Raw genomic sequence first — 24,051 nt, 5'->3', positions numbered from 1 at the left:
TAACCATTTATTATTTAAGCATCAAAGCATTTCAATCAATCAAACCTAACTAATCATGAAAAACAAATTCCCCCCTTCAAAAAGCAAGATTTCTTATTTTAATCACAGACATATTTCTCTTCTAATACTGTTCTTTGTTTTCACAATAAATGCAAGCGCTCAACAAAAAACAATTACGGAGAAATTCAAGAAAGAAACTGTTTTAAAAATCGATTCTTTATTACAAGTAAATTATATATTTCCTGATAAAGCCAAATTAATTGGGAATCATTTAAAAGCCGCATATAAAGAAGGTAAATTTAAAAAATATGACTTATTAGACTCTTTTGCAGTAGCATTAACAAAAGAAGTACGATTTATTAATAATGATAAGCATCTTGGAATTTGGCCTAAATTTATTCCTCCTGTTGATGAGAAAAAAGATTTAAATAAAGATTCTTATGAAATTTACCTGCACAATTACACCGACAATCGCAAACTAGCAAATGGCTTTAGAGAAGCCAAAGTAATTGATAGCAATGTAGGATATATTAAATATAATAATTTCATACACGAAACCGATCAAACAATCGATTCTTATATGCGCTTACTAGAAAATGCCGATGCTATTATTATTGATTTAAGAAATAATGGAGGTGGTAGCCCAAAAACTGTTCAGTATTTATGTAGTTATTTTTTCAAAGATCCTATATTACTAAACACCTTATATTTTAGAAAAGATAATTTTACTGAGGAATTTTGGGTAAAAGAAGTCAACGGAAAAAAATTGATTGATGTTCCTTTGTTCATTATTACTAGTCCAAAAACTTTTTCGGGAGCCGAAGAATTCAGCTATAATATGCAAACCCAAAAAAGAGCAACACTAGTTGGAGAAACAACTGGTGGAGGAGCTAATCCTGGCGAACCCTATGAAATTAACAGTCGATTAGAAATATTCGTTCCTACCGGAACTGGAATAAACCCAATTACAAAAACAAACTGGGAAGGTATTGGTGTAATTCCAGAATATAAAACTACTCCAGATATGGCTTATGATAAAGCTGTAGAATTGGCACAAAAAACTGCTTTTGATTACAGAAATAAAAAGGCTGCTGAATCTAAAAATCTTTATCTGGAACTACAAAAAACTGTGGATCAACAAACTAAACCTCTTAACGAAGGTGACTCTGCTAAAATGGATCAGCAAATATTTAATGCTGTAAAAAAATTAACTGAATCGAACTTATACAAAGAAGATGATATTGATGCATTAGCTTCACAATACACAAAGACAAAGCCTTTTATTACCGAATCCATCTTAAAAAGCAATACCGAGTTGTATCCAAAATCGCCTATTGCCTTTTTAAAATACGGTGATCTTCTGGAACAAAACGGAAAGAAAAGTAACGCCATAATAGCTTTAAAAAAATCTGTAGAAATTGCTACAGAAATTAAAGCTCCTTATCTGGAAGGATTGACAAAACGCTATGAAAGTGTTTTAAAAGGAAAATAGTTTTTATACCGTAATACAAAGGGACTAAATGTACACTGCATTTAGTCCCTTTTTTATTTAGAATACTATACATAAAATAATAAACTCTTAGAATCAGATAATGTTTTTTGATGTCATAAAACAAAACTGACAATTTTAATTAAATCTTAATCTTCAAACTCAGCATTCATAAATTTCGCCATTCATAAAACTCAATTTTAGCATAGTTTTTAATTATTACCATCAAAATTAAGGGGATCAAAATGAAAATTTAACAAAAATCAAACAGTAAACACTATTTTTTAATGGGGTATTAAATCATTTTATACTTTTATCGAAATTTAAAACTAACCAACTATGCGAAAAATTATTTTAACTGTGATTCTAATCACGATTTTGGTATTAACCTTTCTCTCTAATTTTATCCTGTCCGATAGCCCTACCCCAACCGAAGCTGTAAAGTTTGATACTGGTGATACTGCCTGGATGATTGTTGCAACGGCATTTGTATTACTAATGACTCCAGGATTAGGTTTCTTTTACGGAGGTATGGTTGGCAAGAAAAACGTAATTAGCACCATGCTGCAAAGTTTTATGGCAATGGTAATTGTAACCATTTTATGGGTTGTTGTTGCCTTCGGGTTAGCCTTTGGTCCAACAATAGGGGGAATTATAGGCGATCCAACTTCTAATTTATTTTTTCAAGGTGTAGGCACCAATACCGCATGGAGTCTTGCCCCTACTATTCCGTTTATGCTATTTGCATTATTTCAGGCAAAATTTGCCATTATAACTCCTGCATTAATAACAGGTGCATTTGCAGAACGTGTTCGTTTTTGGGCATATTTATTATTCATGGTTTTATTTATACTAGTTATATACTCTCCTTTGGCGCATATGACATGGCATCCTGAAGGTATTTTCTTTAAGATGGGTGTACTTGATTTTGCAGGAGGAACAGTTGTACATATGAGCGCTGGTTGGGCTGCATTAGCCGGAGCTATATTTTTAGGAAAAAGAAAAGTACAAAAAGTAAATCCTGCTCGTATTACATATGTGTTACTAGGAACTGCATTATTATGGTTTGGATGGTTTGGCTTTAATGCAGGTTCAGCCTTAGGAGCAAATGGTCTAGCTGTTCAGGCATTAGGTACAACTACAGTTGCAGCCGCAGCCGCAGCAATGGCTTGGGTATTTCTTGATAAAATTTTAGGACATAAACTATCAGCACTTGGAGCTTGTATCGGGGCAGTTGTAGGTCTTGTAGCTATTACGCCTGCTGCTGGTTTCGTAAGTATTCCTCACGCAATCTTTATCGGAGCATTTGCTGCCATTGTAAGTAATCTTGTAGTAGCTAAATTTCCTAAAGGAGAAATTGATGATGCGCTAGATGTTTTTGCTTGTCACGGTGTTGGTGGTATGGTAGGAATGTTATTAACTGGTGTTTTTGCTTCTAAAGCCATAAACCCACTTGTTGGAGATAATCAAGGTCTTATTTTTGGAACCTCAACATTATTCACAAACCAATTAATAGCAATGGTAATTGTATCCATTTTTGCTTTTGTAGGTTCTTATATCCTTTTCTTTATTGTAAATAAAATTACGCCTCTAAGAGTTACTGAAGAAAAAGAAGAACTAGGATTAGACATTTCTCAACATGGAGAATTTTTATAAAAAAATGCCTTAAAATTATTTTAAAGCATCTTTATATACTGAGTAACATAAAAAACAAAAAGACCAATCTTAGATTGGTCTTTTTTATTATTTACTTAAATTTTGAAATTCCTTCTTTTAGCCATTTCAAATATTCATCTGCTCCAACGTAACTAATTGTTGGTTTAGAAGTATTTAAATTCTTACCCTCTAAATCGGTTATGATATATAAAGGCTGTGTATTGGTTTTATATTTAGAAATCATAAAATCAGTCCATTTATCACCAACTGTAATAATCTTATCTCCTGTAGCTGTTACGTATTGTTCTTCTGCAGGCAATTCACGTTTATCATCAACATATAAAGAAATAAGCACCACATCATTTTTTAAGATTGGCAATATTCTTTCGTCAGACCAAACATTGTTTTCCATCTTTCTACAATTCACACAAGCATAACCTGTAAAATCGAGCATAATTGGTTTATTGATTGATTTAGCAAAAGCTACTCCATCTTCATAATCATGAAAAACCATGATTCCGTGTGGGCCTAATTCTGCTCCATCAGGTAATCCTTTATCCGAACCAAGACTTGAATTACTTGACCCTCCTACTCCAAACGGACTTTCGCTATATTGTGGTGGTGGTGGGAAAGCACTAATTAATTTTAATGGCGCTCCCCAAAGTCCAGGAATTAAATACACCGTAAATACAAGTGTAAGTAATCCTAAATATAAACGTCCAACTGATATATGTGGCAAAGGACTATCGTGTGGCAATGTAATTTTACCGAATAAGTATAATGTTAAAGCTCCAAAAATCGCAATCCATATTGCTATAAAAACTTCTCTTTCAAGAAAATGCAATTGTAAAACTAAATCGGCATTTGATAAAAATTTGAATGCTAAAGCTAATTCCAGGAATCCTAAAACAACTTTTACAGTGTTTAACCATCCACCCGATTTTGGCAATGAATTTAACCATCCCGGGAACATTGCAAATAACATAAATGGTAAGGCTAAAGCCAATGAGAAACCAAACATTCCAATAACCGGAGCAATTCCACCGTTTGAAGCAGCTTCAACTAATAAAGTTCCAACGATTGGTCCTGTACAAGAAAATGATACAATTGCCAAAGCCAAAGCCATGAATAATATTCCGATTAATCCACCTCTATCTGCTTGTTGATCTGCTTTATTTGCCCATGAATTTGGCAACATAATTTCGAAAGCTCCCAAAAATGAAGTTGCAAAAACAACTAATATAACAAAGAAGATTAAATTAAACCAAACATCTGTAGACAAAGCATTGAGCGCATCTGCTCCAAAAATCCAAGTTACTAACCAACCTAGTGCAACATAAATTACAATAATAGAAATTCCATAAATAATAGCATTTCTAATTCCTTTTGCTCTACTCTTGCTTTGTTTTGTAAAGAAACTAACCGTCATAGGAATCATTGGGAATACACATGGCGTAAGCAATGCTGCAAAACCAGATAAAAATGCAATAAAGAATATAGACCACAAACTTCTTTGCGGAGCTGGTGCAGATGTGTCTGAAGTAGAAGAATCTACATCAATATTATCTTTTGTTGTTTCTAAAGCCTTAGTTCCCACAATATTTTTTGTAGTATCAACCGCCAAAGCATCTACAGGATCTACTACAACCTCATCTGCTTTTACAATAGCAGTTGCTGCAGCATCAGCATTCATTTTAAAACTAGCTGGAATTGCAATAGAAAACTTCTTGTTTAAATTGATACAAACTTCTTTACAAACCTGAAAATCAAATTCAATATCGATTGTTTTTACGCTAGGATTTGTAATTGTTATCTCTTGCTCGATATGCGCTTTTCCTTCAAAGAAAGTTTCATTAACACCAAAAACATCATTAAATGCTGTTCTGGTTTTTCCTTCTTTGGCTTTACCAACTAAGTTATAGTTTCCTTTTTGGTTTTTAAATGAAATCTCTAATGGAAGCGGCCCTCCATCTGGAGTAAATTGCGAATACAAATGCCAGTCTTTTTCAATAACTCCATCAAAAATCAATACAAAATTGTTTCCAGATTTCTTTTCAATTTTAGATGTCCACTTTACTGGTTCTAGGATTTGTGCATTTCCTTTTGCAAAAGCAAAAAAGAAAAGCAACAAAAACACAATCGAATTATTCCAGATTTTTTTTGATAGTAAAGCTTGCGGGTAATAGTTTGATTTCATTATTGTAATTCTATTTTAAGTATCTTATTTGTAGTATTTTCTATTTTAAAACGCTCATCTTGTCTGATTCCTACAACCCAAACAATTTGATTATCCGAACACAAAATCCATGTGTTTTCTTTTTCAATCAGGGATAATTTTTCATCTTTAAAAAGTTTACTCACTTTTTTAGATTTTCCATTCATTCCAAATGGATGAAAAACATCACCTTCATTCCACTTTCGTAAAAGCAAAGGAAACTTTATTTTATCGGCGTCCACAAATATAGCTTTATTTGAATCTATAGTTATGTGACCTACGTTACAAAGCCTCAATTTTAAGGGAAAATTAACTTCTTTATCCTTGATTTCTATGTAAAATTCCTCTTGTTGAATTTCAGGAATTGGGCTTAAAATTAATGTTGTTCTGTCTTTCAGTAATCGATATTCTGAAGAAAAAATTTGCTTTCCCGACTGGCTTTCAACTAATTCATAAATATCTTCCCAAGCCGAAAATTCATATTCTTTAAGCCATTGGTATAAATACGATTTATAATTTGTTAATCGTTTTAACTGTTCTAAATCGAAATGAATTTCATCACCAATTTCTTTTGCAACTTGCTGATAAATCATAATCGAAGCATCTTCGACCATAATTTGTGCTTCTTGCAAGAACTCTTGTGTTTTCTGGAAAACTGCTAAGAAATTAGGATTTATTTCTTTTAAAACGGGAACTAAATCGTGACGAATTTTATTTCGTAAATATTTATTAGATGCATTGCTACTATCCTCTCGCCATTCGATAGCATTATCCTCGGCATATTGTTTTATTTCTTCTCTCGAAAATGGTAAAAGCGGACGAATAAGGGATTCATTTTGCTCTGGAATTCCAATTAATCCATCTAATCCTGTTCCTCTACTTAAATTAATTATAAAGGTTTCCAGATTATCATCAGCATGATGTGCCGTTAAAATATAATCATAACCTTCGGTATCTAAAAGTTCATAAAACCAATTATACCGTAGTTCCCGTGCTGCAACCTGAGTCGAAAGTTTATAATCCTTGGCAAAAGCTTCGGTGTCAAATTGTGTAATAAAAAATGGGCATTTTAAATTATCCGCAGCATTGCTCACAAATTCCTGATCGCCAAAACTTTCTAATCCTCGTAACTGAAAATTACAATGCGCAATTGCAAAATCATAATCTAGCTGAGCAAATAAATGTGCCATAACCATACTATCCAAACCTCCGCTTGTAGCTAGTAGTAATTTCTTTTTCTCCAGAAAAGGAAATGTTTGTGTAATATGATTTTTAAATTTTTGAAGCATATTTTAATTTACGTCTTTTATTATGATTTGGTTTTGCAAATCAACTGGTTAAAAATACAAAAAATAGATTTGTTTATTATTGTAATACTTGCTGCATGGCTTTTGCCTTGAGCAAACATTCTTCGTATTCTTTTTCGGGAACTGATTGTGATGTAATTGCACTACCTACTGAAAAGGAAACATATTCTTTTTCCTGATTGTATAAAATGCTTCGGATAACGACATTAAAATCAAAATCTCCCTCTGGCGTAAAATAACCTACTGCCCCACTATACAATCCTCGTTTGGTTTCTTCTAGTTTATCGATGATATTCATTACCGAAATCTTTGGTGCTCCAGTCATACTTCCCATGGGGAAAGTTGTTTTTAAAACATCGATTGGAGAATATTGAGAATCTAGTTTTGAAGTAATCGTCGAAATCATTTGATGCACTTGCAAAAAAGAATAAATCTTGCACAACTCTACCACTTCTACCGAGCCTTTTTGAGCGGTATGCGATAAATCATTTCGAACCAAATCGGTAATCATGATATTTTCGGCACGTTCTTTTGGATCAGCTTCTAACTGCTTTTTAGAATTTTCGTCTTCTATCTTATCTTCAAAACGTTTTGAAGTTCCTTTTATAGGTTGCGAAATTATCGTATCTCCTATTTTACGAATATATCTTTCTGGCGAAGCCGATAGTAAAAACTGTTTATTATTTTTAAAAAAAACAGTTAATGGTGCTTGTGATATTTCATTAAGTTTTTCGAACTTTTCTAATGGATTTATCGTTGCTTTTTCTGCGTAAAACTCCATGCAAAAATTAGCTTCATAAATATCTCCGCGATGAATATGCTCTAGAACCGAATTGACTTTAGCAATATAATCTTGTTTAGAAATTCGTTGATTGATCAGAAGATTCGTTTGGCTTTTTATATCCAACCTTTCACTTTTTACAATTTCATCATAATCTTCTTCGACCTCATCATCACACATCGATAAATATTGAATTTCGAGTTGATCTCCTTTTATTAGAAATATTTTTTTAGGCTGAAAGAAAAATAAATCAGGAAATTCTAATCCATCAAAATTTGTCGATTGTAATTCTTCGATATCATTTTTTAGATCGTAGGTAAGATAACCAAAAAGCCAATCTCTGGTCGTTTGTTGGTATTGTTTTAAATCTTCGAATGCGTTATGGAAATCGGTTTTTATTGATGTAAAAGCATCGACAGCCAGCAAACAATCGAAACTTGAATATTCTTGTGGATACAAATTACTATCCATAAAAACAACTTCTCGGTGTTGTTGTGCCCAAACTAAAAGTTGCTGTTTAAAGGCCGCAGGATTCGAAATATGCTTGTGAATTGAAACTCTCAAAAAATTATTTTTTTTATCCGTCAAAATTACGACAAAAAAATTCCTTCGATAAAGTAATCTCAAAAAATATTGGCACGCTTTTTATTACACCACTTTATATTCATTTTATAAAATTGATACGAATATTGAGACAAAACTAATTTTATCCTTTTATAAAAAACACTCTATTAAGTAACCTAATTTATTAATCTATAATTATATCATTTACCCATGAAAACAATTGCAAAATTTGGCATGACTACAGTAGTAATCATCGCACTATTATTTTCCTGCAAAAAAGCAGATACATCTCTCGAAGACTCTGCTGCAGAATCAGCTGATAGTACAGCTGATACAATTTCGTCATCAGCAGCTGTCGAAAAAAAAGATAGCGATCGTAAATTTATTCGAACCGCCGACATAAAATTTAAGGTCAAAAATGTAGCAAAATCAACTTATGCAATTGAAAACGCAACAACAAAATTTGGAGGTTTTGTTACTTATACTAATTTACAAAGTACAATACAAGACGAAATACAAACCAAAATAAGTCAAGACAGTACTTTGCAAACCACTAAATATTCGGTAATAAACGATATTACTATTCGTGTTCCCAACACTCAACTCGATACGGTTATAAAAATCATTGCCAAGCAAATAGATTTTCTGGATTACCGCGTTATCAAAGCCGATGATGTTTCTTTAAAATTGCTTTCGAACCAGCTTGCTCAAAACAGAAGTGCTGAAAACAGCAAAAGAATCGAGAATGCTATTAATACTAAAGGCAAGAAAATAAACGATGTTATGGAAGCAGAGAATACGCTTGCTGCACAAAAAGAACAAAATGATTCTAGCAAAATCGAAAAACTATCTTTAAAAGATCAGATAAATTTTAGCACCATTACTTTGCAATTGTACCAAAATCAATCTTTAAAACAAGAAGTAGTTGCTAGCATCAAAGACAATAACTCTTATAAACCAAATATTGGTATCGAAATTATTGATGCTTTAAAAAGTGGTTGGTACTTACTACAAGGTATAATTGTCTTTTTTATAAATATTTGGCCATTTATTTTAATTGGTACTGGTGGGTTTTTCGTTTATAGAAAATATGTTAAAAAACAGTCTAAAATATAAGAATTCATGTGTTTATTTATAGCGTAAAAATCATTATATTTGATATAACATTAAACAAATCCCAAAACATCATTAAATAGTTTATACAATTCATAATAATTTAATAATTAAACCCGTTTTTTAATTATTAAAATGAGATTATTTTATATCAAAAATTTTATTTTTTAACCTATAAAAATCATCTATATCATGAAAATCGCCACTATTATTATCCGAACTTTAATTGGTCTTTTATTGCTTTTTGCATCAATCAGCTTTTTCTTCCACCTTATGCCGGCAGAACCTGCAGCAAACGATAATTTTAAAGCTTTTAATTCGGGACTGGTTGCATCAACGTATTTAATGCCATTAGCAAAATCAATAGAATTAATTTGCGGGATTGCTTTTGTAACTGGTCGTTTTGTAACGCTTGCTAACATTTTAATCCTGCCTATTACCATAAACATCTTATTTATTAATTATTTTATGTCTCCAGAAAACTTACCTATTGCAGCTTTGTTATTTCTAGGTAATATATTTTTGATTTATAGATATTGGGATAATTATAAAACTGTTTTTACAGCGTAATAAAAACGTACTTTATTAGACGCACTGCGTGTGTCTCTACAGAACGGTGTGTTTCTACAGAACGACTGTGCGTTACCGAAAATTCATAAAAAAACCCGACAATTAATTGTCGGGTTTTTATTTTTGGTATAATTTGTTATGTTAAAAACGCATTGTAGTGCGTCTCTACAACGTTTTTATACGTGTAATGCTCTATTATCTGTTGCTGCTAATGCTGCTTCTTTTATTGCTTCTGCAAATGTTGGATGTGCATGACTCATTCTTGAAATATCTTCAGCAGATGCTTTAAATTCCATTGCTGTTACAGCTTCTGCGATTAAATCGGCAGTACGTGCTCCAATCATGTGTACTCCAAGAACCTCATCAGTTTTAGCATCGGCAAGAATTTTAACGAATCCGTCTAAATCTCCACTTGCTCTTGCACGTCCTAATGCTTTAAAAGGAAAACTTCCTACTTTGTACTCTACTCCCGAAGCTTTTAATTGCTCTTCTGTTTGTCCAACAGCTGCAACTTCTGGCCAAGTATAAACTACTCCTGGGATTAGGTTATAATCGATATGTGGTTTTTGTCCTGCTAAGATTTCAGCAACCATTGTTCCTTCTTCTTCCGCTTTGTGAGCTAACATTGCTCCACGAACTACATCTCCAATTGCATAGATATTTGGAACGTTTGTTTGTAAATGATCATTTACTTCAACTTGTCCTCTGTCTGAAATTTTTACTCCAGCTTTATCAGCATTCAATCCGTCTGTGTATGGACGACGCCCTACAGAAACTAATGAATAATCTCCTTCTAGAGTGATTGTTTCTCCTTTTGCATTTTCAGCCTGAACTACAACAGCATCGCCGTTTCTTTCTACTGATTTTACTTTGTGAGAAACGTAGAATTTCATTCCTTGTTTTTTCAATACTTTAGTTAATTCTTTAGATAATGAACCATCCATTCCTGGAATAATTCTGTCCATGAATTCCACTACTGAAACTTGTGCTCCTAAACGTAGGTAAACTTGCCCAAGCTCGATTCCGATAACTCCACCACCAATAATAACAAGGTGTTTAGGAACTTCTTTTAATGCTAATGCTTCTGTAGAAGTAATAATTCTTTCTTTATCGATTTTGATAAATGGTAAAGATGAAGGTTTAGAACCTGTTGCAATAACAGTATATTTAGCTTCGATTGTTTCTGATGTTCCATCTTCTTTTGCAACTGCAATATGTGTAGTATCTACAAATGAACCTAAACCATTAAAAACGGTAATTTTATTTTTATCCATTAAATAATTAATCCCACCAACAGTTTGGTCTACAACCGCTTGTTTGCGAGCAATCATTTTCTCTAAATTGATTTTTACATCACCAGAAACTTCAATTCCGTGATCTGCAAAATGTTTAATTTCAGCATAATGATGTGAAGATGACAATAATGCTTTTGAAGGGATACATCCTACATTTAAGCATGTTCCTCCAAGCGAATTGTACTTTTCGATTATAGCTGTTTTGAAACCTAATTGTGCGCAACGAATTGCCGAAACATATCCGCCGGGACCTGAACCTATAATGACTACGTCAAATGAACTCATAGTATTTTGATTTTTTATTTTTTAGCGATACAAAATTAAGGAATTAAGTTTTGTTTGAAGTTTAAAGTTTGAGTTTTTTCTCAGGATTTCTCGAAGTATGGAAAACCGAGTAAATTATAACTTCTTTTCCTATGATTTCATAAATGATAACAAATGGAAACTTTGATAAAGTCAATTCACGAAAACTAGGTTCTTTCTTAATTTCAAATAATTGCGGGTTTATTTTAAGGATTTTCAAATATCCTTTTAAGTAAATTAAAAAATGCTTTCCTAAGCCTTTGCTTCTACTTTCGTAAAATTTAATAGACTCATCAATTTCATTTTCTGCTAATGGTAAAATTACAAGATTAAAAGCCATATTTAGTATTCAGTCTCTTTTCAACTTCTTCCCAACTACTACCTATACTTTTTTCAGAAAGATATTTTTCGCGTTCTTCTGACACTCTATTATAATGTTCGTCGGGTATTACCGAATTAACATCTTCTTGATTAATCGCATCAAAAACCCCTTCCAAAACTTCTAATTTTGAATCGTCTTCTATAAATTTTCCAAAATCAAGTATAAGCTTGTGTCTTAATTCTTTAATTTCCATTTTCAAATTATTTAATTCAAATTTAAGCTTTTTATACGTGATTAGTATTGTGATAGTTTCCTATTTAACATTTTTAATTAACTATTATTAATTTTCAATTTCATACAAAAATGTGTAAGTGCAAAACATGGAGTAAATACTCTATAATTTTCTTTTTTTCCTCAATTTTGTTATTCTGAGTAGTCGAAGGGCAATGCGGGGTTTCGACTCCGCTCAACCTGACAAGATTAGGATATTTCTCGCGAAGATGCTAAGTCGCAAAGCTAAACCTTTGATTCTTTGCGCCTCTGAACCTATGTAACTTCAAAAAACCTTTGAACCTTTGTTGCTCTGAACCTCTGTAACTTCAAAAAAAACTTAGAATCTCAGCATCTCAGAACCTTAGCTTCTTAGAACGAAATCACCGTTGTGTTTTTTACTTCGCTAATCATAAAGGTGCTTTGTGTACTGCCTATATGTTGTAGGTTTGTGAGTTTGGTTACTAGAAATTCCCGGTAGGCTTCCATGTCTTTTACGAGTACTTTTAGAATGTAATCATAATCTCCACTTACGTGATGGCATTCGAGTACTTCTTTTAGCTGTATTACTTCGTTTTCAAATTTGGTTAAGAATTCTTTGGTATGCTGAATGAGTTTGAGGTGACAGAAAACTACAAATCCTTTTTCTATTTTGGATTTATCGACTAGCGCTACATATTTATGAATGATTCCTTCTCGTTCTAGTTTCTTGATTCGCTCATAAACTGCTGTTACAGATAGATCTAGTTTTAAGGATAACTCTTTGGTTGTTTTTTTACTATCGGTTTGGAGTAATAATAGTAGTTTTTTATCGGTGGAATCTAATATCATAGTTGGTTGGTTTTTTAGTCTGAAAAATAATCTGTTTTGATCTTATTTCAAAAGTAAATTTAGATAATAAATCTAACTAAACATATATTTATAGTTTAATAATCTAAATATAACAACTATGATTGATTATTATTCTGATATACTTTTATTTTGAATAAGATTTATGGTGTACTCGGGTTTCATAGCCCCGATAGTAGCGACATCCTTTTTCATGATATCCTGACGGAGGAAGGGTTTCATGAAAAAGATATAGCGGATAGCGGGAATAGCTTCTTAAATACAGGTAAAAACTAAAGCTCTTGTTTTTTTTTTAATTTATTGATTTTTAATTAATTATATGTTTTTAAACAGATTAAATGTATCTTTATATATGTTTAAACCTACACAAAACATACTAATTATCAATTACAAAGAAAAACTGCTCACAAGTTTTTATTATTTCAATTCCCTAAATCTATTATTTAAAACTTAAAACAAAAACCTATGGAAAATTTCAGCCCAGCAAACTGTATTCAGGATTTACAATATTTCGGAGAATTCGGAGGTGTAAACCCGTCTATTTCGGATTCTTCTACCTATACTTTTCTTTCGGCCAAAACAATGTCTGATACTTTTGAAGGAAATATAGAAGGATGTTATTTATATTCCCGCCATTCATCGCCTAGTAATTTATACTTAGACCAAGCTCTTGCTGCTATGGAGGGGACTGAAACTGCAAATGTTTCGGCTTCGGGAATGGGTGCAATTACACCTACATTAATGCAATTGTGCAGCGCGGGAGATCATATTGTTTCGAGTCGTACTATATACGGTGGAACGTATGCTTTCTTAAAAAATTTAATTCCGAGATTTGGAGTAAAAACGACTTTTGTAGATATAACAAAGTTAGACGTTGTAGAAGCTGCAATTACTCCTGAAACTAAGGTTATTTACTGCGAAACGGTAAGTAATCCTTTATTAGAAGTAGCGGATATTAGAGGTTTGTCTCGCCTTGCAAAAAAATACAACCTGAAATTAGTTGTCGATAATACGTTTTCGCCTTTGTCGGTTTCGCCTGCCAAACTAGGTGCCGATATTGTGATTCATAGTTTGACAAAATATATAAATGGTAGCAGTGATACTGTTGGTGGGGTAACTTGTGCCTCTAAAGAATTTATTAACAGTTTGAAAAATGTAAATAGTGGGGCAAGCATGCTTTTAGGCCCTACGATGGACAGTTTACGTTCGGCTAGTGTGATGAAAAACCTAAGAACTTTGCACATTCGAATCAAACAACACAGTCATAACGCGCATGTTCTAGCCGACAAATTTGAACAAGACGGTCTTAAAACGGTTTACCCTGGTTTAAGAAGTCACCCTAGCCACGAATTATACAAAACGATGATTAATCCTGAATATGGTTACGGTGGTATGCTTACAATAGATGTTGGTTCTCTGGCTAAAGCCAATGAATTAATGGAATTGATGCAGCAACGTAATCTTGGATATTTGGCGGTAAGTTTAGGTTTTTACAAAACTTTATTTAGCGCTCCAGGAACCTCAACTTCTAGTGAAATTCCGCTAGATGAACAAGCTACGATGGGTTTAACTGATGGTTTAATTCGTTTCTCGATTGGATTGGATAACGACATCGAGAGAACTTACCAAATGATGAAAGCCTGTATGATAGAGCTTGAGGTTTTAGAAACACAAAACATTTCTTTATAAATAAATTTGCTTAATTTTTAAATTTTGTTTGGATCCGCTGGAGAAATTCTCTTAGCGGATTTTTTTATTTTATAATTAGACTTGCTTAGATTGTTAGACTGCTTAGATTATTGGACTTACTTAGACATCTTGGATTATTGGATTGTTGTTACTTTTTACTGGTACTGCAAATAAAAATCCGTTCTGAATTATACTCAGAACGGATTTTTATTTTAGACTTCTTAGATTGTATTGACTTTATTTACATTTAACTTTTTACTAAAAGTAGAACTTACTGTTTCTCAACAAAATTCAGTTTACTATTTTTTCGGCTAAAGCCAAAGTATATGCAAAGTCCTATTAGCAACCAAACTGTAAAATAAATCCAGTTCCAAACGCTTAATTCGGCCATCATGTATAAGCAGCAAATTAATCCTAATAACGGAATTAAAGATAAATTTTGTTTAAAAGCCCAAACGGTTAATCCAACCAAAACAATTAAGAAAATCCACATTGGAATTTTATGTTTGAATAAACTTAAACCACTTTCATATTTTATAGAATCTGCAACTGGCAATCCTGCAATTACACTTGCATACTTAGCTTCATCTTTTTGATATTGATTTAATATTTGCTCTAAATCTGGTTTTCCAGTTGTAGCATTTTTAGCATCAACGGTCACTAAATAATCATATACTTGTTTTGTATGGCTTTTATCTAATGATGTGATAATATCTGCCGATTCATTAATTTGAGTTTCATTGGTAATAAAACTCATTGTTGCTTTTTTGTTGTATCCAAAAGAAAAAACCAATCCGATTATTAATAAAACTGGCATTATGAATTTTGAATTTACATAAGGTGTTTTAAATTTTCCTCTTGGAATATTTGGCTTGTTTTGTAACACCAAAACTCCTGCGCAAACTAATACAAAGGCAAATAATGTTCCGATACTACATAAATCGGTTACCATAGTAAGGTTTAGGAATAAAGCTGGAACTGCTACAACAAAACCTGTTACTATAGTTGCGTAAGATGGTGTTTTAAATTTAGGATGCACTTTAGAGAATCGTTTTGGCAATAATCCGTCACGGCTCATGCTCATCCAGATACGAGGTTGTCCCATCTGAAAAACCAATAAAACACTTGCCATAGCTACTACTGCACTTACAGCAATAATTCCTGACATCCATTTTAAATCTAATTTATCGAATACAAAAGCAAGTGGATCTCCTACATTAAGTTGGTTATAACTTACCATTCCGGTAAGTACCAATGCAATTGCTATATACAAAATGGTACATATTATAATTGCCCACATCATTCCTCGTGGTAAATCACGTTGTGGATCTTTACATTCTTCGGCAGTTGTTGAGATGGCATCAAAACCAATATAAGCAAAGAATACTGCTGAAACTCCTTTAAGAACTCCTGTTACTCCATTTGGTGCAAACGGATCCCAATTGGCAGTATCTACGTAAAAAACTCCTACTGCAATTACTAAAAGTACAACGCATAATTTTACAACAACCATGATATTACTCGCATTACGAGATTCTTTCATTCCGCGATAAATTAAAGCGGTAATCAAGATAATAATCAATAAGGCTGGAAGATCGGCAACAAAATGGAATGAACCTATTAAAGGTGATGTTGTCCATGCTGTATATGCTGATTGTAAGGCTGGTTCTAGATTCTCGAATGATTTCCCACCGTGCATTAACGCTGTGGCATCTTTAAATCCGTTAGAAGCTGTTAGATAATCCATTTGAACCCATTGGGGCAAATGTATTCCTCCGCTGGCGAGTAATCCTGTAAAATAATCACTCCACGATATGGCGACGGTTATGTTCCCGACCGAATATTCCATTATCAATGCCCAACCAATAACCCAGGCTATAATCTCGCCAAAGGCAACGTATGAATAGGTATAAGCACTTCCTGAAACTGGAACCATCGAAGCAAATTCGGCATACGCAAAAGCAGCAAAACTACAAGCAATGGCTGTAAAAAGAAACAGAAAAATAACGGCAGGACCTCCATCGGCACTGGCTTTACCTATTGTACTAAAAATACCTGCTCCTACAATTGCAGCAATTCCAAAAGCAGTTAAATCACGCGCCGTCAAATGCTTGCCCAATGTATTATGACCATCGGCATTATTTTTTTCGACTTGACTTAAAATATCTTGTACAGTTTTTTTTCGAAATAGACTTGAAAACGACATAGGTGTATTTGCTATTAATAATTAATTTCTTTCTGGCTTTTTGCTTTTATTTTACAAATAATGCAAAAATTATCGTGATTTCAAATATATAAAACGATTTTGTTTTGCAACACTTTTGATTGACTTTTATTATTAACTATATAGTTAAAAAAATACATTGTAGTAAAAATCTACTTTTTCAATTTTATAGATTAAGATATGCTTTTTTTATTCTTGAATAAAAGTCATTTTTTTTGCCATCTTTTTTTGCCATCCATAAGGCAAAATCGAATGTCCATTTTCGACCATTGAATTCATTTGTCCTACGATTTTATCTTGTATTTTCTTTGGAATCGTATAAAATTCAGCATCTAAACTAAAATTCCTTTCATCATCCAAAATCCCATTCTGGATTCGAATCCCAATCTTTTTACCTTTATAATACAATAAGATTTTTATTCTCCCATCATCATATCCATTATATCCGTTTGTGCCATAAATTAGTATTGGTTCGATAATTCCATCATTATCAAAATCTTCTACATAGACATACTTTGTCCAAAACCAAATACTCTCTTCTTCTTTCTGTTTGAAATCGTTAGTCTCGAAAGTTTTTATCCAACGGTTGTTTTCAATTTTAAAATTGAACGCTTTAACAGCATTATTAAAATTATCTCCATCAACTGGTTCTTTAAATTTATCTTCTGTCAGGACTAAATAATATTCACCGGTTTTATCTTTATAGTTGTATACTTTCCAAATATTGAAGTTTATTCCTAATTCTTTTCTTTTTTCTTTTGTAAAAATTTCATTTATTTTTTCTTGTGAAAGGGTTTTGTATTTACTGTTTTGCTCATTCATAAGAAATTCTGAAATCTCCCCAATTCGTTGTGTCAGAATTGCGATATTTTTTATTTCGGTATCCGAATAAACAATACTGCTATTATTGGTCACTGGTTTATACCAACTATACTTTTTGAAAATATTGGCATATTCTGGACTGGAAAACACATATCCTTTTCGCGCATAAATTTCATTCTTTAATAATTTTAAAGAATAAATATCTTCATTTTTTAGTTTACTTTCATCAATAAGCTCTGATGAACATTTGGAGCAATCTATCTTATTTTGTGCTTTTACAGAAATAGTAATTAGTAAAATTATAAAGAGGTAAAACTTCATTTATATATGGTTTGGTTGGTTATTGCTTTTAGCCCGCAATTACACAAACTTACACGAATTATTATAAGGTTACAAATTTCATGAAAATGGTTTTTAAGTTACTAACTTAAATTGTCTATAATAAGTACACGGATGATACGGATTTACTAAAGTAAAGACGCGGATTAAAAACGGATTTTTAAAAACAATAAATCGAAAATCCGTCCCGACTCTTCGGGATGGTGTATTCGCCTTAGCGAATCTGTATCATCCGCATATCATTTTCGCAAAGAGTTAGCCACAGATTTAAAGGAATAAAATGATTTTAATATATAAACAAAAAATAAGTCTTGGATTTAAAAATATTGCGTACCCCTTTGCGGTTAATCCCACATATAAACGCAAAATCAAAATTTCCTTATTCTTAAATCAAAATTTCCATTTTAAAATAAAAATCAAGGTTGTTATAACAAAAAAACACCCAAGACTATCGAAAGCAATTAAGCCTTCAATGGTCTTGGGTATGTCAATTTAAAATTATTGTAGAAGTTTATTCTCGCGCTTTATCCTGGATTTTATACATAAAAGCAATTACTTTGGGTAATGTCCAACCAATTCCGAGCGCATAAAACATCGTAATATCTACACCGAAATATTCTACTGAAAAACGTAGTGTTAAAAAAATAGCCAGGATTGAGAATACAAGTTCAACTAAATTATCCTGCGTAAAAAATGATAATGAAAAATAATACGGTGTATTACCCGAAGCTTTATCACGTTTGGCAATTTTACCTTTGTAATAAAATGCTAATCCAATTAAAGCAAAAAATAATCCTGCTAAATAGGTCGGTACATCGGTTGTACCGAGAATGAGGTTTAAAAATTTGTTCATGGTTTTTGATTAAAATTATTGCAAAATCGAATATTGAAAGGTAACTGCTCCAAGATATCCTTCTGTTGATGTTGGTATAAAAAAGAATCTAATCGAAGACTTTTCATCAGATTGACCCAAGGTAGGGAATGTTGAAGCCGATGAAGCACTCATACATGAACCTTGACCTATTGTTAAAGGTGAATTAGTTGCTCTAGTAAAAGGCAATGAAATAGTGTATCTAGTAACAGTATTTGCAGCATTCATCGACAACTCAAATCCTACATTTACATTAACAACATCACCAATTTTCGTATATGTTGCCGAATGAAATGTAATTGCTTTTACATTTGTTATTCCAGTTAATGTAGGAGTAAAAGTACCTGATGTAGCATTTCCTTCTATTACTATATCTCCTGTGCCTACTATATTATTCCCATTGATTGTTTTAAAATCATCTGTTGTTGCTAATGTATAAGCTCTTGTACTAGGTTTGTTAGGTAAGTAATATTGTCCATTTGACCCTTGTCCATATAGAGTTCCCATGTTACCTGTCCCGTCTATAAAGCTTAAAGTTCTCTCATCTAATTGTGAAAACCCCTTAGTATTATTATAGAATTGCAATCTTTGATGGCCTAAAATACTTGAGTAATCTAAATACCCATTTATTATATCAGCTCCATTTGTTATTTTATTGCCTGAATTAATTACTTGTTGTAAAGATTGAGAGCCTCCTCCTCCAATAGTTATATCTCCAGTACCTACAATACTTTGACCATTAATACTTTTGAAATCCTCAGTAGTTGCTAATGTATAATCTCCTGTAAGTTTAGCCGGAATTTTAAAGTTAGCTGCTCCTCCAGTTGCAATAGGTTCAGCAAAACTTAATGAAGTTTCCCCTCCACTATAATGTTGAGTAAAATTAACCTCTCCGTTATACACGCCTAAACTACCAGATTTGCTACTTAGCGCTACCGCCCCATCAATTCTTGCTTCCTGAAAACCTCCATCGTCTACACCGATTACAAATTGAGTCTTTGATCCTCCATCATTTGCGCTATATGCGCCGTAAGTTGAGTTTGGTGTTTTTGCAAAAACTTCTTGCAATGTTGGAATCTCTCCACCTCCTCCAATAGTTATATCTCCTACTCCGATTATAGAATTCCCATTGATAGTCTTGAAATCATCTGTTGCTGTTAAAGTCTTTACACTTGAGTCATTTGTAATAGGTAATAATACTTTACCAGTTGATGAAAGCTCAGAATCTGGATTTGCCATTAGAGTACTACTCTTTGATGAATTCTGAAATTTAATCCCATCATTTAATATCGTTGTCCTTTCAGTATCTTCTTTGTTTGAAATAAACAGTTGATTATTTTGTAGAGATGCCTTATCTCCTGTAAAATTATTGATAAGTGATACAAAACGTCCATGTAAAATAGACACCGTTGGCTGTCCTACATAGCTATTAATAGTAAGCCATTTATCTACTGCTGTATTCCCTGCTTCTAATACTCTGTCAATTGTTTGAGAACCTCCACTAAACTCACTCCTAGGAATAAATTTTACTTCATTATCTACGCTATGAACTAAAACATTATCTATTGGTTCACCTTTGTTTACTGTGTTTAACTTTAAAGGTTTATTTATTTTATATGCATCTACTAATGATTCTGTTTTTGCAATCTCTTTCATTTATTCAAATTGTTTAGAGTTAAGTCTTTTTTCTTAGCTCTTAATTAATGGTACTTGTAATTTTTAATTATTAACTATGAATACACTCTTATTTCAACCATAGAATTTACTAATTGTCCATCTGTAGATACTAATGTATCTGCTTTTTGAGTGCTTATAGCCGCTATATTAAGTGTAGTTCCTGATGCTACCGAAGAACCCGATGTTGTGACTGAAGCACTCATAGTCGTCTTGCCCACAATAAAAGTTCCAGCGAGAGTTCCATGATATACCCCTGCGCTGCTTCTAGACCAAAGAATTGTATTACCTAAAGTATTTTCTAATACTGTCGCTACAGGAGCATTTGTTCCTGTTTGTGTCAAAAGTGCCACATATAACTTATAGGCCGCTTTGGTCTGAAATTTATTGTCTACATATTCTTTATCAACTAACCATCTTGGATTAGAAGCATTTAACAAACTAAAGTCAGACTTGTATTCTAGCCCTAATGAATTCACATTAAATATCTCAATGTCATTTACTCCGAATATAATTGGTTTTTCATTTAAACTTGTAATAATTGGTTGAGCATTGCCTCCCCATCTGATGATTCCTGTATTTACTTTATCATAACCTAATATAGTCCCACCGTGCGAATATTTTACTCCATAATAACTAAATCCTAAAGAACTAGGATATGTTTCCCAATCACTTCCTTCTAAATCGATATTTGCCTGATCGGCAATTTCAGAACCCCTGGCATCTATATTGGCGCCACTATGTCCACCATATACATATAGCTGGGCTTCGACAGGAATACTTCCTGTAAAATTACCAATAGCCAATTTAGGTTGTGTTACTGAAGTTGGACTATCTGGATTTTCTATAAGTAACATACGTTTGCCTTCCTTACTTCTTATAAGCAAAGTACCACTGCCTAAACTACCATTAGTAATATCCCATCCATACTTATTTAAAGGTTCTCTAAATGACAAAGTAGGTCTGTACCCATTTATCTCTAGTTTGCTCGAAGCATCATCCCATAATAGTTTCGAACTATCAGACAACGTATTAGACGAAGAAGTAAAAGGTATCCTGCCAGGAGTTAATGATGTTATATTAGCCTTTGCATCTAAATCTGATGTAGCTGCTAAAACATAAGCTCCTTTTTCTTTTGCTGGTAAACTCCAAACTGCTGTTCCATTGGCTGTAGGATCAGCAAATTCTAGTCGGGTCTCAGCGCCTGTAGATTTATTCAGTTTTGAAAGATAAATTTCTCCGTTAACCGATCCATTTTTTGTATTATAAATTCCCGTCGTAGTACCTAACAAAGCTTCATTAGTACTATTAAATGCCGTTAATAACAACCCTGAACTTCTAGACAATGTTGAGTCTATCAATTCTGCCTTAGCATAATTTGCTCCATTTGCAATTGTACTCTGAGTTACTACTTCTTGCAAAGTATCCGGTTTTCCTCCTCCAAACTCACTTCGGGGAATAGATTTCACTTCATTATCCACTCCATGAACCAAAACATTATCTGTTGGTTCTCCTTCGTTTAATGTGTTTAACTTTAAAGCCTTATTTATTTTATAAGTATCAGCTAATGATTCTGTTTTTGCAATCTCTTTCATTTATTCAAATTGTTTAGAGTTAATTCTGTAATTATTTTTAAGAATATTATTTTATCATTACTACTAATACTTATATCAAAACATTCTACCAAAAAGGAATACTGAATGTTAGTGTATCTTTTAATTTATTACTAATCTTTCTTATAAGGATCAAAATTTATTAAGGAAAAACGACACCACTATAGTTCAGCATTCTTTTTGGTTTTAAAATCATTTTTATAAAACTGAAACTACTGTTTTAATCCAACCGTTAGCAATTTTCTCATAAATTACTTTTTCCGATGGTATATTTAGTGCCATAACTCTAAATCCTGCTGTTGCTGTTGGGTAAGTCGTATTTAAATCTGCCGATGTTAACAAAGTCGTAGTTGGACTTATAACAGTTCTTGAAGCCACATACGCTGCAATATCATTTGTTGTTGCAAGAGTTTGCGTTCCTCCTACTTCTATGTTTCCTGGTAATTGAAATGTATAGTTACTAGTTAAATTATCTGATTTAATTGTAGCCATTCCACCTATAGGATTCGTTTTAAAACTTATTCCACCACTTGTGAGAGCAAATCCTCCATACCCAAATGATGAAGCTAAATTTCTAACCGGATATATTCCTTCCTCATCAAAAACATATCCTCCGCCGCCAAATTCTAATCTTATGGAGTTTCTTTTAAAAGTCATATCGTGATATGGTCCTCCATCATAAAACTGACTTCTGAGCTGAAAGTGATGGTCTTGACCTGAAGTTGTACTGACTTTTCCTGCGTTTAATACATCTTGAAAAGTCGATGCTACTGGAGTACCAGTAACAGTAATATTCCCAGTACCTACAATGCTTTGACCATTGATTGTTTTAAAATCACCGGTTGCAGACACTGCAATATTCCCAGTACCAATAATGCTTTGACCGTTGATTGTTTTAAATTCACCAGTTGCAGACAATACAATATCTCCACTACCTACAATGCTTTTTCCATTGATTGTTTTAAAAGAATCTTCGTAAGTAACAGCACCTCCTAATGGATTAAATCTTACTTGAGTAGTTTGATTTATAGGGCCATCCAACATGAATGATACATTATGTCTTCCTTCTGAAAAAGCAAAACGAAAAGGATTTGCATTAAAACCTCTATCACCTTGATAAGTATAAAGATTCCATTCATCTGCATCTAATCCAATTTCATTAATTTCGCTTTCCGTAGGATTTATTCGGGAAAGACTAACATTGTTTTTATTAATTAAAACCTTAGTCTCTCCATCATCTCTTAAAAAACCTTTTTCTGTAATTGTAATACTTTTTTTATCTATTAAAGTTTCAGTTTCAGTAGGTTTTATAACAGTATTACTAGAGAAATTAGCATCGTTTTTTCTTGCCAAAGTAACCCCTCCCTCAGATCCTCCTCCTTCTTCACGAAAACCTTTTTCTGTAATTGTAATACTACTTTTACCAATTAAAGTTTTTAATTCGGTAGGACCTAAATCATTAACTCCATTTTCTAAAATAAGAACTCCTTCTTTAGTAATTGAGGTTTTAATATCAGTTGCAGTAGTATTAAATGTAACTTCTTTATCAGTTATAGTAGAGCCAATCGCTGCCGCTTTATCTAAACTAATATCTTGTGTTGTTGCTAAAATATAATCACCAGCCACATCTGGAGCAGGCACATATATATTTGATGCAACCTTAGGCTCATTTATTTTCAATTCGGTTTTTATAGTTCCATCTGGGTTAGATTGAATCATTCTTATCTTTCCCATTTCTGTAATATAACTTCCTACAGAAGTTGGAGTAGATGATGCTACAATTGCCCCCATATTTACTCCGTCAGTTTTTCCTACTATAAGAGCTCCTCTTTTTGAAGCATCTATAGGATCTTCTACAGAAGCTACTGCCGTACCTCCCATATCTACAGTACTCTTAGTAACTACATCCTGAAAATTCTGTGAACTTCCACCAAACTCACTTCTGGGAACAGATTTTATTTCGTTGTTCACATCGTGAACCAATACGTTATCTACTGTTTCTCCTTTATTTATGGTATTTAGCTTTAATGCTTTATTTATTTTATAAGTATCTGTTGATGATTCTTTTTTTGTAATCTCTTTCAT

The 24,051-nt window shown here is 32.7% G+C and carries 18 protein-coding genes; 5 read left to right on the top strand and 13 right to left on the bottom strand.

The annotated features are described in order from the left end of the window. Positions 1-55 precede the first annotated feature (55 nt). Complete coding sequence (locus AC3IPI_RS12860; RefSeq protein WP_489153123.1) at positions 56-1,492, top strand: S41 family peptidase; 1,437 nt, start codon at positions 56-58, stop codon at positions 1,490-1,492. Between the two features lie 336 nt (positions 1,493-1,828). Next, the gene (locus AC3IPI_RS12855; RefSeq protein ID WP_039118927.1) at positions 1,829-3,145 is read left to right on the top strand and encodes an ammonium transporter; all 1,317 of its coding nucleotides are present in this window, start codon (positions 1,829-1,831) and stop codon (positions 3,143-3,145) included. A 91-nt stretch (positions 3,146-3,236) separates the two neighbouring features. On the opposite strand, the gene AC3IPI_RS12850 is transcribed toward AC3IPI_RS12855, so the two are convergent. The 3 genes from AC3IPI_RS12850 to AC3IPI_RS12840 form a co-directional block, all read right to left on the bottom strand. Continuing rightward, positions 3,237-5,342, bottom strand: a complete 2,106-nt coding sequence (locus AC3IPI_RS12850; protein ID WP_489153120.1) for a protein-disulfide reductase DsbD family protein — start codon at positions 5,340-5,342, stop codon at positions 3,237-3,239. After that, positions 5,342-6,649, bottom strand: a complete 1,308-nt coding sequence (gene tilS / locus AC3IPI_RS12845; RefSeq protein WP_489153118.1) for a tRNA lysidine(34) synthetase TilS — start codon at positions 6,647-6,649, stop codon at positions 5,342-5,344. Before tilS ends, AC3IPI_RS12850 begins: the two co-directional genes overlap by 1 nt. Positions 6,650-6,725: 76 nt before the next feature. Next, positions 6,726-8,012 (bottom strand): anthranilate synthase component I family protein, encoded by a 1,287-nt coding sequence (locus AC3IPI_RS12840; protein WP_039119020.1) that lies wholly within the window; start codon positions 8,010-8,012, stop codon positions 6,726-6,728. A 210-nt stretch (positions 8,013-8,222) separates the two neighbouring features. Here AC3IPI_RS12840 and AC3IPI_RS12835 point away from each other — a divergent pair, with 210 nt between their 5' ends. Together AC3IPI_RS12835 and AC3IPI_RS12830 are read left to right on the top strand one after the other, a co-directional pair. Next, positions 8,223-9,128, top strand: coding sequence for a DUF4349 domain-containing protein (locus tag AC3IPI_RS12835; protein ID WP_489153115.1), 906 nt, complete (start codon positions 8,223-8,225; stop codon positions 9,126-9,128). 189 nt (positions 9,129-9,317) lie between these two features. After that, positions 9,318-9,695: a DoxX family membrane protein gene (locus AC3IPI_RS12830; RefSeq protein ID WP_039113901.1), complete on the top strand. Its 378-nt coding sequence runs from the start codon at positions 9,318-9,320 to the stop codon at positions 9,693-9,695. A gap of 176 nt (positions 9,696-9,871) precedes the next feature. On the opposite strand, the gene lpdA is transcribed toward AC3IPI_RS12830, so the two are convergent. The 4 genes from lpdA to AC3IPI_RS12810 all read right to left on the bottom strand — a co-directional run bounded on the left by lpdA (position 9,872) and on the right by AC3IPI_RS12810 (position 12,716). Continuing rightward, positions 9,872-11,275: a dihydrolipoyl dehydrogenase gene (lpdA, locus tag AC3IPI_RS12825; protein ID WP_489153113.1), complete on the bottom strand. Its 1,404-nt coding sequence runs from the start codon at positions 11,273-11,275 to the stop codon at positions 9,872-9,874. Positions 11,276-11,336: 61 nt separating this feature from the next. Beyond that, the gene (locus AC3IPI_RS12820; RefSeq protein ID WP_489153111.1) at positions 11,337-11,633 is read right to left on the bottom strand and encodes a type II toxin-antitoxin system RelE/ParE family toxin; all 297 of its coding nucleotides are present in this window, start codon (positions 11,631-11,633) and stop codon (positions 11,337-11,339) included. Beyond that, on the bottom strand, positions 11,623-11,868 hold the full coding sequence (locus AC3IPI_RS12815; protein WP_489153109.1) for a hypothetical protein: 246 nt from the start codon (positions 11,866-11,868) through the stop codon (positions 11,623-11,625). Before AC3IPI_RS12815 ends, AC3IPI_RS12820 begins: the two co-directional genes overlap by 11 nt. A 389-nt stretch (positions 11,869-12,257) precedes the next feature. Further along, positions 12,258-12,716 (bottom strand): Lrp/AsnC family transcriptional regulator, encoded by a 459-nt coding sequence (locus AC3IPI_RS12810; RefSeq protein ID WP_039113898.1) that lies wholly within the window; start codon positions 12,714-12,716, stop codon positions 12,258-12,260. 483 nt (positions 12,717-13,199) lie between these two features. Here AC3IPI_RS12810 and AC3IPI_RS12805 point away from each other — a divergent pair, with 483 nt between their 5' ends. Next, positions 13,200-14,423, top strand: a complete 1,224-nt coding sequence (locus AC3IPI_RS12805) for an aminotransferase class I/II-fold pyridoxal phosphate-dependent enzyme (protein ID WP_039118922.1) — start codon at positions 13,200-13,202, stop codon at positions 14,421-14,423. A 271-nt stretch (positions 14,424-14,694) separates the two neighbouring features. Here AC3IPI_RS12805 and AC3IPI_RS12800 read toward each other — a convergent pair whose 3' ends face one another. The 6 genes from AC3IPI_RS12800 to AC3IPI_RS12775 form a co-directional block, all read right to left on the bottom strand. Then, complete coding sequence (locus AC3IPI_RS12800; RefSeq protein WP_409415980.1) at positions 14,695-16,629, bottom strand: amino acid permease; 1,935 nt, start codon at positions 16,627-16,629, stop codon at positions 14,695-14,697. A 207-nt stretch (positions 16,630-16,836) separates the two neighbouring features. After that, the gene (locus AC3IPI_RS12795; protein WP_489153106.1) at positions 16,837-17,790 is read right to left on the bottom strand and encodes a YARHG domain-containing protein; all 954 of its coding nucleotides are present in this window, start codon (positions 17,788-17,790) and stop codon (positions 16,837-16,839) included. A 529-nt stretch (positions 17,791-18,319) separates the two neighbouring features. Then, positions 18,320-18,661, bottom strand: a complete 342-nt coding sequence (locus AC3IPI_RS12790; protein WP_489153104.1) for a hypothetical protein — start codon at positions 18,659-18,661, stop codon at positions 18,320-18,322. A 15-nt stretch (positions 18,662-18,676) separates the two neighbouring features. Continuing rightward, a complete protein-coding gene (locus AC3IPI_RS12785) occupies positions 18,677-20,335 on the bottom strand; it encodes a hypothetical protein (RefSeq protein ID WP_489153102.1) in 1,659 nt (552 codons plus the stop codon). A gap of 74 nt (positions 20,336-20,409) precedes the next feature. Beyond that, positions 20,410-21,948: a hypothetical protein gene (locus tag AC3IPI_RS12780; RefSeq protein WP_489153100.1), complete on the bottom strand. Its 1,539-nt coding sequence runs from the start codon at positions 21,946-21,948 to the stop codon at positions 20,410-20,412. A gap of 216 nt (positions 21,949-22,164) precedes the next feature. Continuing rightward, positions 22,165-24,051, bottom strand: coding sequence for a hypothetical protein (locus tag AC3IPI_RS12775; protein ID WP_489153098.1), 1,887 nt, complete (start codon positions 24,049-24,051; stop codon positions 22,165-22,167).

Source organism: Flavobacterium sp. GL_143 (assembly GCF_057834355.1).
This window is presented reverse-complemented; position numbering and strand designations above follow the sequence as displayed.

Coding starts and splice junctions, on each gene's coding strand:
- AC3IPI_RS12860 (WP_489153123.1), top strand. CDS start 56: ATGAAAAACAAATTCCCCCCTTCAAAAAGCAAGATTTCTTATTTTAAT.
- AC3IPI_RS12855 (WP_039118927.1), top strand. CDS start 1,829: ATGCGAAAAATTATTTTAACTGTGATTCTAATCACGATTTTGGTATTA.
- AC3IPI_RS12850 (WP_489153120.1), bottom strand. CDS start 5,342: ATGAAATCAAACTATTACCCGCAAGCTTTACTATCAAAAAAAATCTGG.
- tilS (WP_489153118.1), bottom strand. CDS start 6,649: ATGCTTCAAAAATTTAAAAATCATATTACACAAACATTTCCTTTTCTG.
- AC3IPI_RS12835 (WP_489153115.1), top strand. CDS start 8,223: ATGAAAACAATTGCAAAATTTGGCATGACTACAGTAGTAATCATCGCA.
- AC3IPI_RS12830 (WP_039113901.1), top strand. CDS start 9,318: ATGAAAATCGCCACTATTATTATCCGAACTTTAATTGGTCTTTTATTG.
- lpdA (WP_489153113.1), bottom strand. CDS start 11,275: ATGAGTTCATTTGACGTAGTCATTATAGGTTCAGGTCCCGGCGGATAT.
- AC3IPI_RS12820 (WP_489153111.1), bottom strand. CDS start 11,633: ATGGCTTTTAATCTTGTAATTTTACCATTAGCAGAAAATGAAATTGAT.
- AC3IPI_RS12815 (WP_489153109.1), bottom strand. CDS start 11,868: ATGGAAATTAAAGAATTAAGACACAAGCTTATACTTGATTTTGGAAAA.
- AC3IPI_RS12810 (WP_039113898.1), bottom strand. CDS start 12,716: ATGATATTAGATTCCACCGATAAAAAACTACTATTATTACTCCAAACC.
- AC3IPI_RS12805 (WP_039118922.1), top strand. CDS start 13,200: ATGGAAAATTTCAGCCCAGCAAACTGTATTCAGGATTTACAATATTTC.
- AC3IPI_RS12800 (WP_409415980.1), bottom strand. CDS start 16,629: ATGTCGTTTTCAAGTCTATTTCGAAAAAAAACTGTACAAGATATTTTA.
- AC3IPI_RS12795 (WP_489153106.1), bottom strand. CDS start 17,790: ATGAAGTTTTACCTCTTTATAATTTTACTAATTACTATTTCTGTAAAA.
- AC3IPI_RS12790 (WP_489153104.1), bottom strand. CDS start 18,661: ATGAACAAATTTTTAAACCTCATTCTCGGTACAACCGATGTACCGACC.
- AC3IPI_RS12785 (WP_489153102.1), bottom strand. CDS start 20,335: ATGAAAGAGATTGCAAAAACAGAATCATTAGTAGATGCATATAAAATA.
- AC3IPI_RS12780 (WP_489153100.1), bottom strand. CDS start 21,948: ATGAAAGAGATTGCAAAAACAGAATCATTAGCTGATACTTATAAAATA.
- AC3IPI_RS12775 (WP_489153098.1), bottom strand. CDS start 24,051: ATGAAAGAGATTACAAAAAAAGAATCATCAACAGATACTTATAAAATA.